This window comes from Cupriavidus sp. 96C5-1 (genome assembly GCF_057798855.1).
Genome location: NZ_JBYOJU010000026.1, coordinates 124,675 through 141,892, shown reverse-complemented (window position 1 = coordinate 141,892; position 17,218 = coordinate 124,675). Strand labels below are relative to the sequence as shown.

16 protein-coding genes are annotated in these 17,218 nt (G+C 63.4%); 10 read left to right on the top strand and 6 right to left on the bottom strand.

The window, feature by feature from the left end:
- On the bottom strand, nt 1-1,163 hold a 1,163-nt coding region (locus AC3FOF_RS25755), incomplete at its 3' end, for an isovaleryl-CoA dehydrogenase (protein WP_488728207.1).
- Between the two features lie 76 nt (nt 1,164-1,239).
- Nucleotides 1,240-2,964, bottom strand: a complete 1,725-nt coding sequence (locus tag AC3FOF_RS25750; protein WP_276265613.1) for an AMP-binding protein — start codon at nt 2,962-2,964, stop codon at nt 1,240-1,242.
- 327 nt (nt 2,965-3,291) lie between these two features.
- On the opposite strand from AC3FOF_RS25750, the gene AC3FOF_RS25745 reads away from it, so the two are divergent.
- Nucleotides 3,292-3,984 carry a TetR/AcrR family transcriptional regulator gene (locus tag AC3FOF_RS25745; RefSeq protein WP_488728206.1) on the top strand — a complete coding sequence of 231 codons (693 nt, stop codon included), beginning with the start codon at nt 3,292-3,294 and terminating at the stop codon, nt 3,982-3,984.
- 26 nt (nt 3,985-4,010) lie between these two features.
- Here the strand turns inward: AC3FOF_RS25745 and AC3FOF_RS25740 are convergent, their stop codons facing one another.
- Entirely contained in the window at nt 4,011-4,769 is a 759-nt protein-coding gene (locus AC3FOF_RS25740) for a carbonic anhydrase (protein ID WP_488728205.1), read from the bottom strand.
- Between the two features lie 183 nt (nt 4,770-4,952).
- On the opposite strand from AC3FOF_RS25740, the gene AC3FOF_RS25735 reads away from it, so the two are divergent.
- The gene (locus tag AC3FOF_RS25735) at nt 4,953-5,645 is read left to right on the top strand and encodes a cytochrome b/b6 domain-containing protein (protein WP_488728204.1); all 693 of its coding nucleotides are present in this window, start codon (nt 4,953-4,955) and stop codon (nt 5,643-5,645) included.
- A 9-nt stretch (nt 5,646-5,654) separates the two neighbouring features.
- Here the strand turns inward: AC3FOF_RS25735 and AC3FOF_RS25730 are convergent, their stop codons facing one another.
- Nucleotides 5,655-6,113 carry a CHRD domain-containing protein gene (locus AC3FOF_RS25730; RefSeq protein ID WP_035807386.1) on the bottom strand — a complete coding sequence of 153 codons (459 nt, stop codon included), beginning with the start codon at nt 6,111-6,113 and terminating at the stop codon, nt 5,655-5,657.
- Between the two features lie 897 nt (nt 6,114-7,010).
- On the opposite strand from AC3FOF_RS25730, the gene AC3FOF_RS25725 reads away from it, so the two are divergent.
- Genes AC3FOF_RS25725 through AC3FOF_RS25700 form a run of 6 tightly spaced genes read left to right on the top strand, consistent with a single transcriptional unit; the run spans nt 7,011 to nt 13,303 of the window.
- Nucleotides 7,011-7,526, top strand: coding sequence for a type IV pilin protein (locus AC3FOF_RS25725; RefSeq protein ID WP_346430269.1), 516 nt, complete (start codon nt 7,011-7,013; stop codon nt 7,524-7,526).
- 9 nt (nt 7,527-7,535) lie between these two features.
- On the top strand, nt 7,536-8,030 hold the full coding sequence (locus tag AC3FOF_RS25720) for a GspH/FimT family pseudopilin (protein WP_488728203.1): 495 nt from the start codon (nt 7,536-7,538) through the stop codon (nt 8,028-8,030).
- On the top strand, nt 8,030-8,614 hold the full coding sequence (pilV, locus tag AC3FOF_RS25715) for a type IV pilus modification protein PilV (protein WP_017224992.1): 585 nt from the start codon (nt 8,030-8,032) through the stop codon (nt 8,612-8,614). The genes AC3FOF_RS25720 and pilV overlap by 1 nt, the downstream gene beginning before the upstream one ends.
- 10 nt (nt 8,615-8,624) lie before the next feature.
- Nucleotides 8,625-9,683, top strand: coding sequence for a PilW family protein (locus tag AC3FOF_RS25710; protein ID WP_488728202.1), 1,059 nt, complete (start codon nt 8,625-8,627; stop codon nt 9,681-9,683).
- Between the two features lie 2 nt (nt 9,684-9,685).
- Entirely contained in the window at nt 9,686-10,156 is a 471-nt protein-coding gene (locus AC3FOF_RS25705) for a pilus assembly PilX family protein (protein WP_488728201.1), read from the top strand.
- A 48-nt stretch (nt 10,157-10,204) separates the two neighbouring features.
- Entirely contained in the window at nt 10,205-13,303 is a 3,099-nt protein-coding gene (locus tag AC3FOF_RS25700) for a pilus assembly protein (protein WP_488728200.1), read from the top strand.
- A gap of 37 nt (nt 13,304-13,340) precedes the next feature.
- Here AC3FOF_RS25700 and AC3FOF_RS25695 read toward each other — a convergent pair whose 3' ends face one another.
- Nucleotides 13,341-14,171, bottom strand: a complete 831-nt coding sequence (locus AC3FOF_RS25695; protein ID WP_488728208.1) for a MipA/OmpV family protein — start codon at nt 14,169-14,171, stop codon at nt 13,341-13,343.
- A gap of 472 nt (nt 14,172-14,643) precedes the next feature.
- Between AC3FOF_RS25695 and AC3FOF_RS25690 the strand changes: the two genes are divergently transcribed.
- Both AC3FOF_RS25690 and AC3FOF_RS25685 read left to right on the top strand, forming a co-directional pair.
- Entirely contained in the window at nt 14,644-15,411 is a 768-nt protein-coding gene (locus AC3FOF_RS25690) for a flagellar brake protein (protein WP_488728199.1), read from the top strand.
- Nucleotides 15,412-15,455: 44 nt separating this feature from the next.
- Entirely contained in the window at nt 15,456-16,451 is a 996-nt protein-coding gene (locus AC3FOF_RS25685; protein WP_488728198.1) for a Vgb family protein, read from the top strand.
- 132 nt (nt 16,452-16,583) lie between these two features.
- Here the strand turns inward: AC3FOF_RS25685 and AC3FOF_RS25680 are convergent, their stop codons facing one another.
- Nucleotides 16,584-17,216, bottom strand: coding sequence for a malonic semialdehyde reductase (locus AC3FOF_RS25680; protein WP_488728197.1), 633 nt, complete (start codon nt 17,214-17,216; stop codon nt 16,584-16,586).
- Nucleotides 17,217-17,218: the final 2 nt, after the last annotated feature.

Below are 17,218 nucleotides of genomic sequence, written 5' to 3'. Positions count from 1 at the left end.
AGCTCGCGCCCGATCAGCATACGGCGGATTTCCGAAGTGCCGGCGCCGATCTCGTACAGCTTGGCGTCGCGCCACAGGCGGCCCACCGGGTATTCGTTGATATAGCCGTTGCCGCCCAGGATCTGCACCGACTCGCCGGCCATCCACGTCGCTTTCTCGGCGGTATAGAGAATCACCGCGGCGCAGTCCTTGCGCACCTGGCGCACGTGCTCCGTGCCCAGCGAATCGAGGTTCTTGCCCACCGTGTACAGGTAGCTGCGCGCCGCCTGCAGCGTGGTGTACATATCGGCCACCTTGCCCTGGATCAGCTGGAATTCGCCGATGCTCTGGCCGAACTGCTTGCGGTCGTGGATGTACGGGGTGATCACGTCCATGCACGCCTGCATGATGCCCACCGGGCCGCCGGACAGCACGGCGCGCTCATAGTCCAGACCGCTCATCAGCACCTTGGCGCCGCTGTTCTCGGCGCCGAGGATGTTCTCCACCGGCACTTCCACGTCCTGGAACACCAGCTCGCCGGTGTGCGAGCCGCGCATGCCGAGCTTGTCCAGCTTCTGCGCCACCGAGAAGCCCTTCATGCCCTTCTCGACGATAAAGGCCGTCATGCCGCGCGCGCCCAGCTCCGGCTCGGTCTTGGCGTAGACCACCAGCACGTCGCAGTCCGGGCCGTTGGTGATCCACATCTTGGTGCCGTTGAGCACGTAGCGGTCGCCCTTGAAGTCGGCGCGCAGTTTCATGCTCACCACGTCGGAGCCGGCATTCGGCTCGCTCATCGCCAGTGCGCCGATCCAGTCGCCGGAGACCAGCTTGGGCAGGTATCTGGCTTTCTGCGCGGCGGTGCCGTTGCGGTGGATCTGGTTGACGCACAGGTTGGAGTGCGCGCCGTAGGACAGGCCGACCGAGGCGGAGGCGCGGCTGATTTCCTCCATGGCGATCATATGGGCGAGGTAGCCCATATTGGCGCCGCCGTATTCCTCGGCGACCGTGATGCCGAGCACGCCGAGATCGCCCATCTTCTTCCAGGCGTCCATCGGGAACTGGTCGGTGCGGTCGATCTCGGCCGCACGCGGGGCCAGTTCGGCCTGGGCCCAGTTGCGCACGGTCTCGCGCAGCATGTCGATGTCTTCGCCGAGACGGAAATTGAGGCCGGGGAGTTCGTTCATGGTTTGAGTGCTCTTGATATTCTGTATTCTGAATCTGGGAGGAATGGGGGTGGGGGCGCCCTTGGCCGTGGCAGGATCAGGCCGTCTTGTCTACGTCGAGTCCGAGTTCCTGCGTCATGCGATCGCGCATCACGAACTTCTGCACCTTGCCGGTAATGGTCATGGGCATCTCGTCCACAAAGCGGATATAGCGCGGAATCTTGTAGTGCGCGATCTGGTCGCGGCAGAAGGCGCGGATATCGTCCTCGGTAGCCGTTTCGCCCGGCTTGAGCACGATCCAGGCGCACACTTCCTCGCCATATTTGTGATCAGGCACGCCGAACACCTGCACCGCCTGCACCTTGGGATGGCGGAACAGGAATTCCTCGATCTCGCGCGGGTACACGTTCTCGCCGCCGCGGATCAGCATGTCCTTGACGCGGCCGACGATATTGCAATAGCCCTCTTCGTCGATGGTGGCCAGGTCGCCGGTATGCATCCAGCCGTCGCGGATGGCCTCGCGGGTGCGGGGCTCGTCGTCCCAGTAACCCTGCATCACCGAATAGCCGCGCGTGCACAGTTCGCCCTTCTCGCCGACCGGCACGATCTCGCCGCCGCCGTCCACGATCTTGACTTCAAGATGCGGCTGGATGCGGCCGACCGTGGTCACGCGCTTGTCGAGCGGATCGGTGGTGGAACTCTGGAAGGACACCGGGCTGGTCTCGGTCATGCCGTAGGCGATGGTCACCTCGGCCATATGCATATGCGCCACTACGCGCTTCATGGTCTCGATGGGGCAGGGCGAGCCCGCCATGATGCCGGTGCGCAGCGTGGAGAAGTCGTACTTGGAGAAATCCGGGTGGTCCAGCTGGGCGATGAACATCGTCGGCACGCCGTGCAGCGCCGTGCAACGCTCCTCGCTCACCGCCGCCATGGTCGCCACCGGATCGAACGCCTCGCCCGGGAACACCATGCACGCGCCGGTGGAGACGCTGGCCAGCACCGCCAGCACCATGCCGAAGCAGTGATAGAACGGCACCGGGATACAAAGCTTGTCCTGCTCGGAGAAGCGCATCGCCATGGCGATGAATCGCCCGTTGTTGACGATGTTGCGGTGCGTCAGCGTGGCGCCCTTGGGCGCGCCGGTGGTGCCGCTGGTGAACTGGATGTTGATCGGGTCGCAGCGATCGAGTTGTGCGCTGATGGCATCGAGTTCGGCGACGTTGGTATGCGTGCCGGCCGCCAGCAGGGCATCGTAGTTGAGCATGCCGGGGGTACGCTCGCCGCCCATGCGGATCACCCAGCGCAGCGCCGGCAGGCGGGCCGCCTGCAGCGCGCCCGGCTCGCAGGCCTGCAGCTCCGGCGCCAGTGTCTGCAGCATGTCCAGGTAGCGCGAAGTCTTGAACGACTCTGCCGCCACGATGGCCTTGCAGCCCACCTTGTTCAGGGCGTATTCGAGTTCGGACAGGCGGTAGGCCGGGTTGATATTCACCAGCACCAGGCCAAGACGGGCGGTGGCGAACTGCGTGACCAGCCATTCCACGCGGTTGGGCGACCAGATACCGATGCGGTCCCCGCGTTCCAGGCCCAGCGAGCGCAAGCCGCCGGCCATGGCATCCACCGTATGCGCGAACTCGCGCCAGCTCCAGCGGATGCCTTGTTCCCGGAATACCACCGCCTCGCGGTCGGGGAAGCGCGACACGGTTTCGGCCAGCAAGGCCGGCACCGTCAGTTCGGACAGGGGGATATCTGTCTCACCCCGTACATGGGACAGCCCGCCAATGGGCAATGTCGTTGGGCTAGCCGCACCCTGCGTCGTCATACTCGTCTCCAAAGCGATGTCGCAATGCTGTCTGTTTCCCCGGTTTCTTGAGTTTATTGAGTGTTACTCAAGTTGTGGGGGTACGCATGTTGTTGGCTCGCATCCCGGGTATTTATTGTGGTGCGGCAAGCCCGCTGACTGGAAAAGTACACGCTAAGCCAAAAAAATGCAACCTTGAGTTGAGTAAAGATCAATTACAATGCCATGACAGGTGCGAAGCGGCGCCGCTGCCGCCCGGCCGTAGCCCGCCGGCGGGCAAGCCGGCGCCATTTCCCATGCTGCGCTGCACTACAATGACCGGCTTCCGGCAAACGAGGTAACACGTCGATGGACGACACCATGGTTCGGCGCCGCGTACCCGCGGGCGCCAAGGCGGAGCAGCGCATCCGCGACATCCTGCGCGTCAGCCGCGAAGTCTTCGCCGAGATGGGCTACGAGCGCACCACCACCACCGAGATCGCCCAGCGCCTGGGTATCTCCGAAGCTACCGTCTTTACCTACTTCCACGGCAAGCGCGAGCTATGCGCGCGGGTGATCGAAGACTGGTACGACGAGATCATCGGCGTGGTGGAGGAGGGGCTGCCGCGGGATCAGAGCACCAAGGTCCAGCTTGAATTCTTCGTCCGCACCCACCTGCGGCTGTTCCTGATCCAGGGCACCGGCCTGTGCGCGCTGGTGCTGTCCGAAGGGCGGGCCAAGGGGCCGGGGCTGGGGGACGTGTTCGTGCCGCTGCAACGGCGGTACACGGCGCCGCTGATGGACCTGCTGGCCCGGGCGCGGGAGAACGGGGAGATCCGCACGGATCTGCCGCTGAGCCTGCTGCGTTCGGCGATTCTCGGGCCGATGGAACATATTCTCTGGGACGCGATTGCCCGGCAACGGCCGGTGGATATCGAGCGGACCGCCAGGGATATGGTCGGGCTGCTCTGGCCCGCGCTGCTGCCGCCGGATCTGGAGGTGGCGGCGTTGAGGGAGTTTTACGGGGAGGTGGGGGCGGCCTTGCGGCGCGTGGGCGGATAGGCGAGGCGGCTAACTGGCCACAGGCATCAGCGGCTCGCCTGGATAGTGCGTGCGTTCAGCGGTTGCAACGGCCGTGCGTTCATGGGGTATAGCCGCTTGAATGCGGCCAACTGCGCGCGCGACAGTTCCACGGGCTGCTTGAGCACCCGCCATTGCACGTCCTCGCTGCAAGGTGGCGTGGTCAGGGAACCGACGAAGGCGTAGTAGCCGCGGTCCGCCGGCAGCAGATCGGCCACGTTCAGCCCGCCCGGCAAAGGCTTGGGCGCATTCACACCGGCAGGCATGGCCGGGAAAACGCGCTTCAGCACAGGATTGGCCTTGCCCTCCTTGAACAGCACGGCGATGGCGGCGAGTTTGCCCGCCGCGTTCCTGTGGACCAGGTGTGCCACCAGCGGATAGGCTTTTCCATTGATTCTTTCCTCGCTTGGCGTATGGAAATGAAGCTGGACGAACGCGTACTGGCCAGTGGCCAGGCTGATGGCTCCGCCGTCGGGCACGTTTACCTGCACCGTATGCCCGGTATTGACCACGTCAGCAGGCCTGTCGACATACTGGAAGCCGATGGGCGGCAGGTCGGCCTTCACTGCGCCGCGGATATTGATCGGCGACTGTTCACGGCCGAGCTTGCACGTGGCGTAGTCCGGCTGAAGGTCGCCCCAGTGCGGAGCGCCCGTTTTCCCGCTGTAGGTCCAATGGGTCGAGTGGCCGGGCGCATGTTCCTCGCCCTGAGCCGCGCCGGCTGCACTGGCAGCAAGCATGGCGGCAATCAGCATTTGCTTCATCATGGCGGTTATCCGTTGGGATGCTGGGCGGTGGGCGCCGATGCCATGGCGCGGCGCGCGTCGTAATGAAGAAAAAAGAAAAGCGATGCTATACGAAGGCGAAATAATTGCAATTTACAAATGCTTTTGACTGGCTTAAAAAACATGGAAGCGAGGAGGCTGTCCCAGGTGCACGAGGGGTGACATATGAAAGCCGGCGAACCGATCTCACCACTGGCGCAAGCGGATCGCCGCCCCGTGCTGGTCTGGGACGTGCCGACACGGCTGTTCCACTGGCTCGCGGTGGTGCTGGTGGCGGGGGCCTACGCGACCTGGCGGCTGAACTGGATGGACTGGCATGTCCGGATCGGCGAAACGCTGCTCGCGCTGGTGCTGTTCCGCCTGCTCTGGGGCTGCTTCGGCAGCGAGACCGCACGGTTTCGCAACTTCATGGCATCACCCGCCGCTGCGATCCGCCATCTGCGGCACGTCTTGCGCCGCGAGGCCGACCTGCAGGCCGGCCACAACCCGGCGGGAGGGTGGATGGTGATGCTGCTGATCGCCCTGATGCTGGGCGAAACGCTGAGCGGGCTTTACCTCAACAACGACATCGCGGACGAAGGACCCCTGACCCAATGGGTACCCGCCGCGATCGCCAACGCCATCTCGGCACTGCACTCGATCCTGTGGGATGTACTGCTGGCGGCAGTGGCGCTGCACCTGCTGGCCATCGCGCTATATGCCGTGGCCAAGGGGCACAACCTGCTGCTGCCCATGCTGACCGGCCGCAAACGCCTGCCGGCGAGCGTTGCCGCGCCGCGGCTGGCGCCTGCGGCGCTGGCGCTGTTTCTGCTCGCGGTCAGCGCCGCCGCAGCGGCGCTTCTGGCGACGTATCTCTGAGTTGCGGCGTCAGTTCGCCTTGGGCGGTACCACCTGGCCGCGGATCTCGCCGGCCGGATGATCCTTGGTGTGCACGTTGATATACATATCACCCGCAAGGAACGCCTTCGCGTCGGCTGCGGACAGTGTGGTCTGGCCCTTGATCGGGCTGGTCGCCGGAGCCCCCTTCCCGGAAACCCAGATTTTCACGTCTGCGTTCTTGCCGGCCGCGGCCGGCCCGTGGAAGTGCGCCATGGTGGCCTCGCTGGACAGGCCGGTGTAGGTGACGGTCCAGGTGACGACGCGTGTGGCGGGGTCGTAGGTGAGGTCGGCTGAGCCGCTGCCCTGGGTCTGCATGGCGGGCACCTCTTGCGCGCCGGTGAGCGGCACGGTGAATGAGAGCGGTGCGGCATGGGCCAGGGTCATTGCGCCGGCCAGGGCGAGGCCAGCGAGTATCGGGAGGGCTCGCCGCGATAACGGGGTTTGCATCTTGATTGTCTCCTGTCGAGGGGGCTGGCTGGATGGTGGCTGGTTGCTTGGGGCCGATGGCGAAGTTCTGAAGAAAGGATAGGGCGGGTTATCTTTCAAATCCAGCGTGGGTGTTGTGTGGGCGTCGCGAAGCCGGGCGAGAACGTAAGTGGTTGGAGAGCCTGGCGGCCGCGGCACGCGCACGCCCTTCTGCAAATCCGGACTGCCGTGCTCAATAGGGTTATTCGTATTATCCGTGCGGGATCTTGCGCTTCAGGCCTGTAGCCTATTGTGATTTAATGATAACTCCGAATCCACCTCCGCTATTTTTATCTGGAAGCCGGATAACCGTATGCGTCCAATACCGAGGCGATGGGTGAAGTGATTTTTTCACTACTTTATTTGAATTTATGTGGAGAGAAACGCGCTTTGAAAAGCTTCGACTGACCATGCGCCGCTGGTGGCCGCTGGTGTCTCATTGACCTCTCGCGGGAAGACCTGACCGCAGCCTCCGATTTGCTGCGGTCTCCGGCGTGCACGATTCGCCACGCGCCGTCGGCCAGCGCATTGCGCACCCGTGCTCGACGCGCCAGATCCCATACGTTGAAAGGCTGCTACAGGTGCCATCTGCTGCTGCACCGGTGTTGAACCGGCATTCGAGAACAGCGCACTGTCTGACACACTCGATTTCCAGCAAGATGGCAAGGATGTTATGCATGCACGGATCGAATCGAAGGCTATCGGGGAAGTCGCTGTCTGAAATTCGCGACGTGCTGGAAAAATATTCTGCCGGCCTTTACGAATGAGTGGCGGTGGCGCGGAGAAAGTTGTTAAATTTAGCGTCCGTCTGTCCGGCAGCACGCATTAAAATAAGCCGGAAGGATTGGAAGCCAAAAAATAAAAGCAGTGGGGTCAATCATGGGTCAGTCTTCATGCCGATCGGCGGCAGGCGCATTGGCGCGCGCGCGCCTCCTCTTTCGCATTGGTGAGCCGAGCAGCGTAGCGGCCTTGCGCACGGCAAGCGCCCAGCTTGGCTTCACGCTGATCGAGTTGATGATCACGGTGGCCATCATCGGCATCCTCGCGACCATTGCCTATCCCTCCTACACGCAATATGTGATCCGTAGTAACCGTTCTGCCGCCCAGAGTTTCATTCTTGGCGTGGCCAACCAGCAAGAGCAGTACAACCTCGACGCACGTCAATACGCCACAACCATGACGGCGCTCGGCTATGCCACCATTCCAGCGGAAGTGGCAAAGAACTACAACGTCACCGTGGCGGCAAGCAACGCCGTCGCCCCGCCGACCTACCTCGTGACCGCCACGCCGATCGGCGCGCAGGCCACCAACGATGCCCAATGCATGAATCTCACCGTCGACCAGACGGGCACCAAGGGGATCAGCGGCAGCGGCACCGTGGCTGGTTGCTGGTGAGAGTGAATCATGGACGTAACCATGTTGCCCAGCCTTGCAGAAGCGCGGCACGCTCGAGGACACCTGCAGCGGGGGTTCACCTTGATCGAGCTGATTGCCACGGTGACGATTGCTGCCATCCTGATGGCCATCGCCACTCCCTACTTTCGAGATTTCATATCAGGGCAGCGGATCCGGGCGGCTGGCTACGATATTGTCGCCGCGCTGATCTATGCCCGCAGCGAGGCGATCAAGCGCGATAGCGGTGTTACCGTCGCCCCGGCGTCGGGCGGCTGGCAGAACGGCTGGACGGTCACAAGCGGCACCACCACCCTCAGCCAGCACGAGGCGTTGCAAGGGCTGACCATGACAGGCCCGGCGGGCGGGCTCGTCTACAACGGAAACGGCCGCCTCACTGCCACCATCAGTCCTTTTGGTATCAGCGCGGCCAACTCCACCGCACCGCAGCGCTGCATCAATGTCGATCTGAGCGGGCTGCCAAGCAGCCAGGCCGGGAGTTGCTGATGCGGAGCCCATCGCCAATCAGCCGCCAATCGGGATTCAGCCTGATCGAGGTACTCGTTACGCTGATCATCCTGCTGCTCGGACTGCTGGGTCTTGTTGGCCTGATGTTGACCAGCCAGCGCGCGGAGGCCGAGTCGTACCAGCGCACCCAGGCGCTGATTCTGCTGCAGGACATGATCGGCCGCATCAATGCCAATCGGTCGGTCGCCGGCTGTTATGCCTTCACCGCCGATCCGGTCAACGGGCTGCCCTATCTGGGAACGGGCGCCGCCGCTGCGCCGGCGTGCTCCCTTGGCACTGTCCAGGCCTACACCATGGCCAACGGGGATCTTGCGGCCTGGAGCAGTCTGCTCGCCGGCGCGGCTGAAACCAACGCCAGCGGCAACGTCGGCGCCATGATCGGCGCGCGCGGCTGCGTCAGCTATGACAGTGTCAGCGGCGTCTATCTGGTTAGCGTGGCCTGGCTGGGCGTGGGGAAGACGGTGGCGCCGGGCGCGGGTCTTGGCTGCGGCAAGGGGCTGTACGGTGACGAGGCGCGGCGGCGGGTAGTTAGCGCAACACTGCAGATTGCCAACCTGAACTGAGGCTCAATACATGGCAAAGTCAACCGCCTCAGTGCGTTTGCGCTCCCGTCAGGCGGGCTTTTCGCTGGTCGAACTGATGATCTCGATCACGATCGGCCTGTTCCTGATGGCAGGTGTCGCGGCGCTGATCAGCCAGCAGAGCAGCACCCGTACCGAGCTCGACAAGTCGGCCCGGCAGATCGAGAACGGTCGCTATGCATTCACGCTGCTGGAAGACGATATCCAGCATGCCGGCTACTATGGTCAGTATGGCGGCGCGTTTACGGCCCTGTCTGCCTTGCCGGATCCGTGTGCAATCGACAAGACCAGCGTTGCCGCTTCCCTGGCCTTGCCCATGCAAGGCTACGATGCTCCAGTCACCGTACCGGCACCGCTGTCGGCTTGCCTGCCGAACGCAAATCACCTGGCGGGGACGGATATCCTGGTGGTGCGCCGTCTTGAAACGACCGACACCCTCCCAACGCCTGCCACTGCCGTAGCGGGCCAGGTGTATGTGCAGACTACCCCCACCGGTACGCCGGTGACGGCTGTCGGTCCGGACCCCACGCCGGCAACCCCCTCCGTCTACACCCTGGTGCAGAACGACGGCGTTACGCCGGCCGCGCTGCGCCGTTACATCGAGCATATCTATTTCATCAGCCCGTGCAACGTCCTGGCCGCCGGCGCCACTACCTGCACCGCGGCGGCGGACGGCGGCAAGCCGGTGCCGACGTTAAAACGCCTGGAAATCGCGGTAGCGGGCGGCGCGTCGAGCTGGGTCACGACGCCATTGGTCGACGGCATCGAGAACCTGCAGCTGGACTATGGCATCGACGCTGTCGGGAAGGGTGCGCCAGCCATGCCCTTCGCAACTGCGCCTGCGCTGGCCGACTGGCCCAATATCATGGCCGTGCAGGTCAACTTGCTGGCGCGCAACACGGAGGTGTCGACTTTCGTCGACAGTACGTTGGCGGCGAAGACCTACAGCATGGGAGCGGCCGGTTCGGTAGGCCCCTTCGCGGATAATTTCAAGCGGCACGTCTACACCGGCATCGTGCGCGTCATCAACCTCAGCAGCCGGAGAGAGTAAAGATGCGGCGTCGATTATTCCAGGGAGGGCTGCGCCAGGCAGGCATGAGTCTGGTGGTGGGGCTGGTCATGCTGATTGTCCTGACCCTGTTGGTGGTCTCCGCCATGCGCATGAGCAAGACCAACCTGAAGGTCGTGGGCAATCAGCAAGCCAGAATCGAGGCAACGGCTGCCGCGCAGCAGACGATCGAAAAGGTCATCGGCTCGGTCAGCAACTTCTACACGCCTACCGCGCAGACTTTCAGCATCGATATCAATAACGACGGCGTGGCGGACTACACCGTCCAGACTGCCAAGCCGACATGCTTGCAGTTGACTGCTGCCGATGGCTACAGCGTCGATTTTGCTGACTCGGCACCGAAGGATACCTATTGGGATATCAGTGCGGTCGCTACCGACAATCGAAGCGGCGTCACCGTTACCGTGCATCAAGGTGCCCGGGTGCGCATGAATTCGACGGCCACCTGTCCCTAGATCACAACTTGCATCGCCCCGGGGGGCACCGTGAATATGTTGAGACTGTTGAAGCTCGTTTTGCTGGCCTCGCTGACGCTCGTGTCGATCACCGGCCGCACGGATGACACTGATATCTTCAACCAGCCGCCAGGCGTGAAATCGCCGGCGCCAAATATCCTGTTTATCCTGGACAACACTGCCAACTGGTCGAAGGCCTCGCAGAAATGGGTCGGGTCGGCAACGCAGGGCCAGGCGGAACTGGCGGCCATCAAGAACTTCGTGGCCGGCCTGAAGCAGCCGGCCAATGTGGGCCTGATGATGTTCTCCCTGGCGAACAGCCGCGATGGCGGCTACTTGCGCTATGGCATACGCGATATGAGTGTGGCTGCCAACAATACTGCGCTGCAGAATATTGTAGGCGGCATCGATGTCAATGCCCCCGACGAGAAAATCAACCAGTCGTCCGGCGACTACGCCAATGCCTTGTATGAAGCCTGGCTCTATCTCAAGGGTTCCGGCAGCTGGGCGGGCATGGACCCGCTCGCGGACTACGCTGGAAATCCAGGTACCAGCAAGGACAATCTGACAACTTCCGCCATTGGTGCTTTGTCTTCGGGTTACGCCTACAAGGCCTCCGCCAATGGTTCGGCGTACAACAGCCCTCTTGGCGGCAGCGGCTGTGCGCACACCTACATCATTTTCATCGGCAACAACCGGCAGGGCCAGTTGCCACCCGTGCCGGCCAGCACGGACCCAGCCAGCACCACGCTGGCGAAATACCCTGGGTATTCCACAGTCTCGAATGTCCAGGCCGCCTGGGCCCGTTTCCTGAAGTTGCGCCCGGATCTCGGCGCCGGTAGCGCGGCCGCCGCGAACGGTTCCGTCACCACCTTCACCATCGACGCGTACAACGCGCAGCAGAATACCGACTTCACGGCCATGATGCAGAGCGTCGCAGGCAATGGCGGTGGCGACTATTTCCAGGCCGGCAGCGATACCGCTCTGGCCGCGGCGCTGAACAATATCCTGAATCAGATCCAGGCGGTGAACTCCGTCTTTGCCTCGGTTTCCCTGCCGGTGTCGGTAAGCGTGCGTGGCACCTATCTGAACCAGGTGTACCTGGGCGCGTTCCGCCCTGACGCCTATGCCAAGCCGAACTGGGTCGGCAACCTGAAGCAGTACCAGCTCGCCGTGGACGCCACCGGCAATGTGTATATGGCCGACAGCGTTGGCGCGAAGGTGCAGAGCAACACGACGGGCTTCGTCAACCCAAGCGTGATCAGCTTCTGGACCAATCCCTCCACCTTCTGGAATCCCAACTACTATGTGAATTCGCAGGGGGTGGGGGGCAGTTCGGATTCGCCGGACGGCGACCTGGTGGAAAAGGGCGGGGTGGGGCAATACCTGCGCACCGCGTTTGCGAATAATCAGGCGAGCCGCAACGTCTATACCTGCACCGGCACTTGCACGACGGGTTCTTCCCTGTCCGGCACGCCATTCAGCACCGGTAATTCCTCGATCGTGGCCACTATGCTCGGCCTGTCGAGCGGGGCCAGCACCGAGCCTGTCATCAATTGGGTGCGAGGGGGCAATACCCTGGCGGACGACCCCCTTGTGGCCAACCCTTCGGCCCCGCCTGTCTACAATATCCGTGGTTTTGCGCATGGCGACGTGCTGCACTCCCGGCCGGCAGTGATCAACTACAACCGCACCGCCGACGACATCGTGGTCTTCTACGGCGCCAACGACGGCATGTTGCATGCCGTCAAGGGTGGCCAGAGCAGTGCCGGCGGGACGGAGTTGTGGAGCTTCATCCCGTCCGAGCATTTCCCGAAGTTCAGCAGGATGTACAACCACTCGCCGTCGATTTCGAGTTCGGCGCCAAAGCCTTATTTCGTGGATGGTTCGTCAACGGCCTATACGGAGTCGGACCCCACCACCGGGGCGGTCACCAAGGCCTACCTGTTCCTGACCATGCGTCGGGGCGGGAACTTCATCTATGCCCTGGATGTGACCAACCCAACCACCCCGAAGCTGCTGTGGAAGCATGGCGCCAGCGATACGGGGTTCGGTGAACTGGGCCAGACCTGGGCGGACTTGCGCGTTGCCAGGCTGAAAGCCAACCAGGGCAACGCGGTAGTCATCTTCGGGCTGGGCTACGATGCCGCCGCCAACGACACCATCGTGCAAGGCACCGCTACCCAGGGCCGCGGCGTGATGGTGCTGGATGCCGCCACCGGCAATCTGGTCTGGCAGGCCGGCCCGGCCGCGGCCACCGGCTCAACGGGCTTGAATGTGCCGGGTATGACCTACGCCATTCCCTCCAATGTCGCGATCTACGATTCCAACCGCGACGGATATATCGATCGTCTATACGCCGCCGATACCGGCGCCAATATCTGGCGGATCAACATCGGCGACGCCTCGCCGGCGAACTGGACCGTAACCAAGCTTGCCTCGCTCGGAGGCAGCGGTGCGGCTGCGCGCAAGTTCCTTTACGCACCTGACATTGTGCCCGCCACCGTGCTGAACCCGACCGACAGCCTGCTGATCGGTTCCGGTGACCGCGAGCACCCGTTCGATACCACCATCCAGAATCGGTACTACATGATCAAGGATGACCACAGCCTGAACGCCGTGCGTTCGACACCCATCACTGAAGGCGTGGCAGGAGCCACGACCGGCGTTGCCGGCCAGCTCTATGACGCCACCGCCGATCTGATGCAGGTCGGCACGCCAGCCCAGATCGCCGCCGCCACGCTGGCGCTATCGACGGCAAGTGGCTGGTATGTCACGCTCGGTGCGGGGGAGAAGGTTGTCAGCGGCTCCACCACACTGTCCGGCACAGTCATGTTCACCACCAACACGCCGGCCACAGCGGCCACCAATTCGTGTACGGGAAACCTCGGAGAAGCGCGCTACTACATGATGAACTATCTGACCGCCGCTTCGACCAGTGATCTCACGGGCGACGGTGGCCTGACGGCCGCAGACCGCTATCTGGTGCTGACCGGCGGCGGCTATGCGCCGACGCCGGTCCCGGTTTCGGTCCAGATCGGCGGTAACACGTACCAGGCGGCCGTCAGCGGAACCAATGTGTTTACGCCGTCCGGGCCGGTGCTGGGCCGCCGCTACCGGACTTACTGGCGCGGGCTTATCGACTAGGTCCGTCGACATTCCTAGCGCATGGGCACCGGGTGGTTCAGAACTGATAGTTGACGGACACGGCGAACGAGAAGCTGGTGGCGCGCTGCACGACCGGGCTGCTGGCGATGCCGTGCACCAGTTGCGACACGCTGGCGTCGGTCGTTGCAAACCAGTGCCTGTCGAAGAAACGTATAGCGCTCAGGCCAGCGCCATAAGCCTTGATGCCGGGGCTGGCCTGGTGCTGCGCATAGCCGGAGCGCGCTGATTGCTCTGCGCTGACCCCGAACCAGGTGTTCATGTAGCGCGCATCGGCGAAGGTCACGGTTGGCCCGGCGAACCAGTAGAACGTCTCCGAACTGCCCGGCAGCGGCAGGTAGGCACCGAGGTCGCCGATCCAGCCGTCGGAGCCGCCCATGGCGCGCCGGACATTGGCGCGGATCACGAGCGGAATCTCCTTCGAAACCACGTAATCGACGAACACCTTGGCCTCCGGCGAGAAGTTGATGTTGCCCATGCCGCGCAGATGAGCGTGATCGTCGGCTTCCCGGCGGCCGAGATTGTAGGTGATCGCCACGCCGGCCCGCCAGTGCGGTGTGCTGACGAGATTGACGCCGATGCCTTCGCCGGTCGAAGCGAAGAGGAGGTCACGATAGCGGACGTCGACGGCGGGGCCGCCCAGCACCTGATAGCTGGAGGCGCCGTCATAGCGGGGGCGATAGATGGCGCCCAGGCCGACGCGTACCTCCCAGGTCGGCGTCTCGGGCTCGAACATCTTCTCCAGGGGGATGCCTACCGAATACTGCCACTCAGACAGCGGAGACGGTGTTTGGGCTCGTGCGCGCGGCATCAGCAGGATGGTCATCGCCATCAGCATCAGCATCGGCATCAGCAATAGCAATGGCAGCGCGGTCCGCGCACTCCGCGCGGGTTGCCTGGCGCCGCGATGCAAGCCGTCAGCGAGCGTGGACTGAAGCGTCGACACATCAGCCTCCGTACCCCGGTGAGGGGCCGAATCTTGCGTTGGATCGGAACAACGGCGCCGGAACGGACACGACGGAAACAAACCGGCAGTGGCCTATCATTTCGCTGCCCGCCGGATTGCACAATCCTCCTCTGGCATTAGTGCTTTGGTTTTACCGGCTGCGGTCATCGCCCAGGCTTAGCCGAAAGCGTCCCACTGCGTCCTTGTGCCGCTGCGTGCACTTGTTTCCGCGATGGTGGCTGATATCCGGCCGCGCCGAGGGCTTAAGTCCTGCCGCTTTCTACCGTTATCTTCTTCTTGCGGGTTGTCCGTACATCCGATCCCTACCGCCGTTGGCGTCGAGACGTATCCCTCGTCCTCTTTGTTGAAGGATTTCGTGAGCCTCAATCCCTCCAATGCCAGGCGGCAAACAGATCGCATGCCAGCACCAGGCGACTCCCTATTGAATGCCTGCCACAGGTTGACCCTCCCCGTGCAGATCAGTGCCGTGCTGCTCGATCTCGCCTGGTTGAAGTGTATTGTCCGGCTACGCACGCGCGACGGCTACAGGATTGCCACCACCTTGCTGAAAGTCGACCCGGTTGGCTGTACCTTCGTCTTCGACGGATGCCGCACGGAGGCCGAGCGGGACTTGCTGCTGACATCGGATGAGATTGCCGTCACCGCTGTGCTGCGCGATGTCAGGATCGACTTCGTCATCGGACGGCCCTACCCAGTCAAGTACCAAGGCGGCACGGCCTGCGCCGTCGCCTTCCCGTCCCAGCTCAACCATTTCGAGCGCCGTCGCCATCCCCGCGCACGACCCCACGCCGCCATGGGCTACCGTTGTGAGCTACGCACGTGCGACGACCAGATTCTGAGACTGGATATCGCGGACCTCTCTCTGTCCGGTGTGGGCCTTCGTTCCACGGCTGTGAGTATGGCGCAGCTGTCGGCTGGCACGATCCTGCCGGGATGCCGGCTCGATTTTCGCGGCCAGGGCGAACTGGAGTTCGACCTGCAAGTGGTCGGGCACGGTCTGGTCTGGAGCGACCAGCGCGCCACGCATCACATCGGCTGTACCTTTGTCGGCCTTGCCCCCGGCCAGCGGACCTTCCTCCAGCGCCTGGTCTATCACATTGAACTGGCGGGCCGCGAAGAATAGTATGCGTAAAACTATAATGAAGCTTCCTCAGGAAGGAGCCGGCAATGCGCGCAGCTTCCCTCTCATCGGTACTCGCTGCATGGGTCCTGGCGGGAGCAGCCTCGCTGGCCAGCGCGCAGGGTGCCGCGCCGGTGCGCATCCAGAGCTATGCGGTGCCGGCCGGCGCGCATCCCCATGACGTAGCGCCCGCCCCGGACGGCTCGGTCTGGTACACGGCCCAGCCGCTTGGCGCGCTCGGGCGGCTTGATCCGGCAACCGGCAATACCATGCACATTCCGCTCGGCAAGGGCGCAGCACCGCACGGCGTCATCGTCGGGCCGGACGGAGCGGCCTGGGTCACTGATGGCGGCCAGAACGCAATCGTGCGTGTCGACCCCGCCACGCGCGCGGTGAAGCGCTTTCCGCTCCCGCCCGGGCACCCGAATGCCAATCTGAACACAGCCGTGTTCGACGCGCAGCGGCACCTGTGGTTTACCGGACAAAATGGCGTCTACGGCGAAGTCGATCCCGTCAGCGGCCACATACGCGTGTTCGATGCTCCGGAGGGGGCAGGGCCCTACGGCATTACGGTCACACCCGGCGGCGATGTCTATTACGCTTCGCTGGCCGGCAACTATATCGCGCGCATCGACAAGGTTACCGGTGCCGCGCATACCATCGTGCCGCCCACGCCGCACGCAGGGCCACGCCGTATCTGGTCGGATTCCAAGGGAATCCTGTGGGTCAGCGAATGGACCGCCGGCAAGCTTGGCGCCTACGATCCCGCCACCAACCGCTGGCGGGAATGGCGCCTGCCCGGCGACGGCCCTCACGCTTATGCCGTCTATGTCGACGAGCGCGACAAGGTGTGGTTAAGCGACTGGGGCGCGAATGCGATCTTGCGCTTCGACCCGCAAACGGGTCGCTTCGAAACCTTCACCAGTTCGCCGCCGCACGCTGGCGTGCGGCAAATGCTCGGCCGCGCGGGCGAAGCCTGGGCGGCCGAGTCGGGCACTGATCAACTGGTGGTCTATCGTTTCGGCGCGGGGAGGCCGGAGTAATCTCGCAGTCCTCGCGCAGACGCCGGCGCGTCCCGGGCCTCCCCTGGATTGCGCTTGTGCTTTTATTCGCCTTATGCGAGCTGATAACGGCACCCCGGCCAGGGAGGCCGTCATGAGCGGCGCCCAGGCAGGTCAGAGCAGCTTGCATGCCTCGTCAAAGTCCAGGCGAGGGCTGCGCGGGAACAGCTTGCCGGGATCGCCATAGCCCAGATTGCACAGGAAGTTGGTTTTCACGTGACTGTCCGGGAAGTGTTCGAGCTGGAAGGCATTGGCCTTCGTGTCCGCGGGGAAGAATTCGTGGTCGACTTTGGCATTGTCGAAGCCGGACATCGGTCCGCAGTCCAGTCCCAGCGAGCGTGCAGCGATCATGAAGTACGCGCCCTGCAGGGAGCTGTTCCGCCTCGCCGTAGCCGAGGCCAGTTCCGGTGTGTCGGCAAACCAGGAGCGCGCGTCCGCATGCGGAAACAACTTGGGCAAAAACTCATAGAACTTCACATCGTAGGCAATGATGGCGGTGACCGGCGCGGCCATGGTCTTATCCACATTGCCTGGCGCCAGCGCGGGCAACAGGCGCTGCTTGGCCTCGGGGGTGCGCAGGAACAAGATTCGCGCGGGACTGCAGTTGGCGCTGGTCGGTCCCCATTTCATCAGGTCATAGAGCTGCCGCAAGGTCTCGTCGCTCACGGGCTGATTCAGCCAGGCATTGTGCGTGCGTGCTTCGCGAAACAGCAGATCCATGCCTTCCTCACTCAAGCGCTTGTTCATTG

Coding starts and splice junctions, on each gene's coding strand:
- AC3FOF_RS25680 (WP_488728197.1), bottom strand. CDS start 17,216: ATGAACAAGCGCTTGAGTGAGGAAGGCATGGATCTGCTGTTTCGCGAA.
- AC3FOF_RS25730 (WP_035807386.1), bottom strand. CDS start 6,113: ATGCAAACCCCGTTATCGCGGCGAGCCCTCCCGATACTCGCTGGCCTC.
- pilV (WP_017224992.1), top strand. CDS start 8,030: ATGCGGAGCCCATCGCCAATCAGCCGCCAATCGGGATTCAGCCTGATC.
- AC3FOF_RS25740 (WP_488728205.1), bottom strand. CDS start 4,769: ATGATGAAGCAAATGCTGATTGCCGCCATGCTTGCTGCCAGTGCAGCC.
- AC3FOF_RS25725 (WP_346430269.1), top strand. CDS start 7,011: ATGGGTCAGTCTTCATGCCGATCGGCGGCAGGCGCATTGGCGCGCGCG.
- AC3FOF_RS25720 (WP_488728203.1), top strand. CDS start 7,536: ATGGACGTAACCATGTTGCCCAGCCTTGCAGAAGCGCGGCACGCTCGA.
- AC3FOF_RS25685 (WP_488728198.1), top strand. CDS start 15,456: ATGCGCGCAGCTTCCCTCTCATCGGTACTCGCTGCATGGGTCCTGGCG.
- AC3FOF_RS25710 (WP_488728202.1), top strand. CDS start 8,625: ATGGCAAAGTCAACCGCCTCAGTGCGTTTGCGCTCCCGTCAGGCGGGC.
- AC3FOF_RS25750 (WP_276265613.1), bottom strand. CDS start 2,964: ATGACGACGCAGGGTGCGGCTAGCCCAACGACATTGCCCATTGGCGGG.
- AC3FOF_RS25735 (WP_488728204.1), top strand. CDS start 4,953: ATGAAAGCCGGCGAACCGATCTCACCACTGGCGCAAGCGGATCGCCGC.
- AC3FOF_RS25705 (WP_488728201.1), top strand. CDS start 9,686: ATGCGGCGTCGATTATTCCAGGGAGGGCTGCGCCAGGCAGGCATGAGT.
- AC3FOF_RS25745 (WP_488728206.1), top strand. CDS start 3,292: ATGGACGACACCATGGTTCGGCGCCGCGTACCCGCGGGCGCCAAGGCG.
- AC3FOF_RS25695 (WP_488728208.1), bottom strand. CDS start 14,171: ATGCCGATGCTGATGCTGATGGCGATGACCATCCTGCTGATGCCGCGC.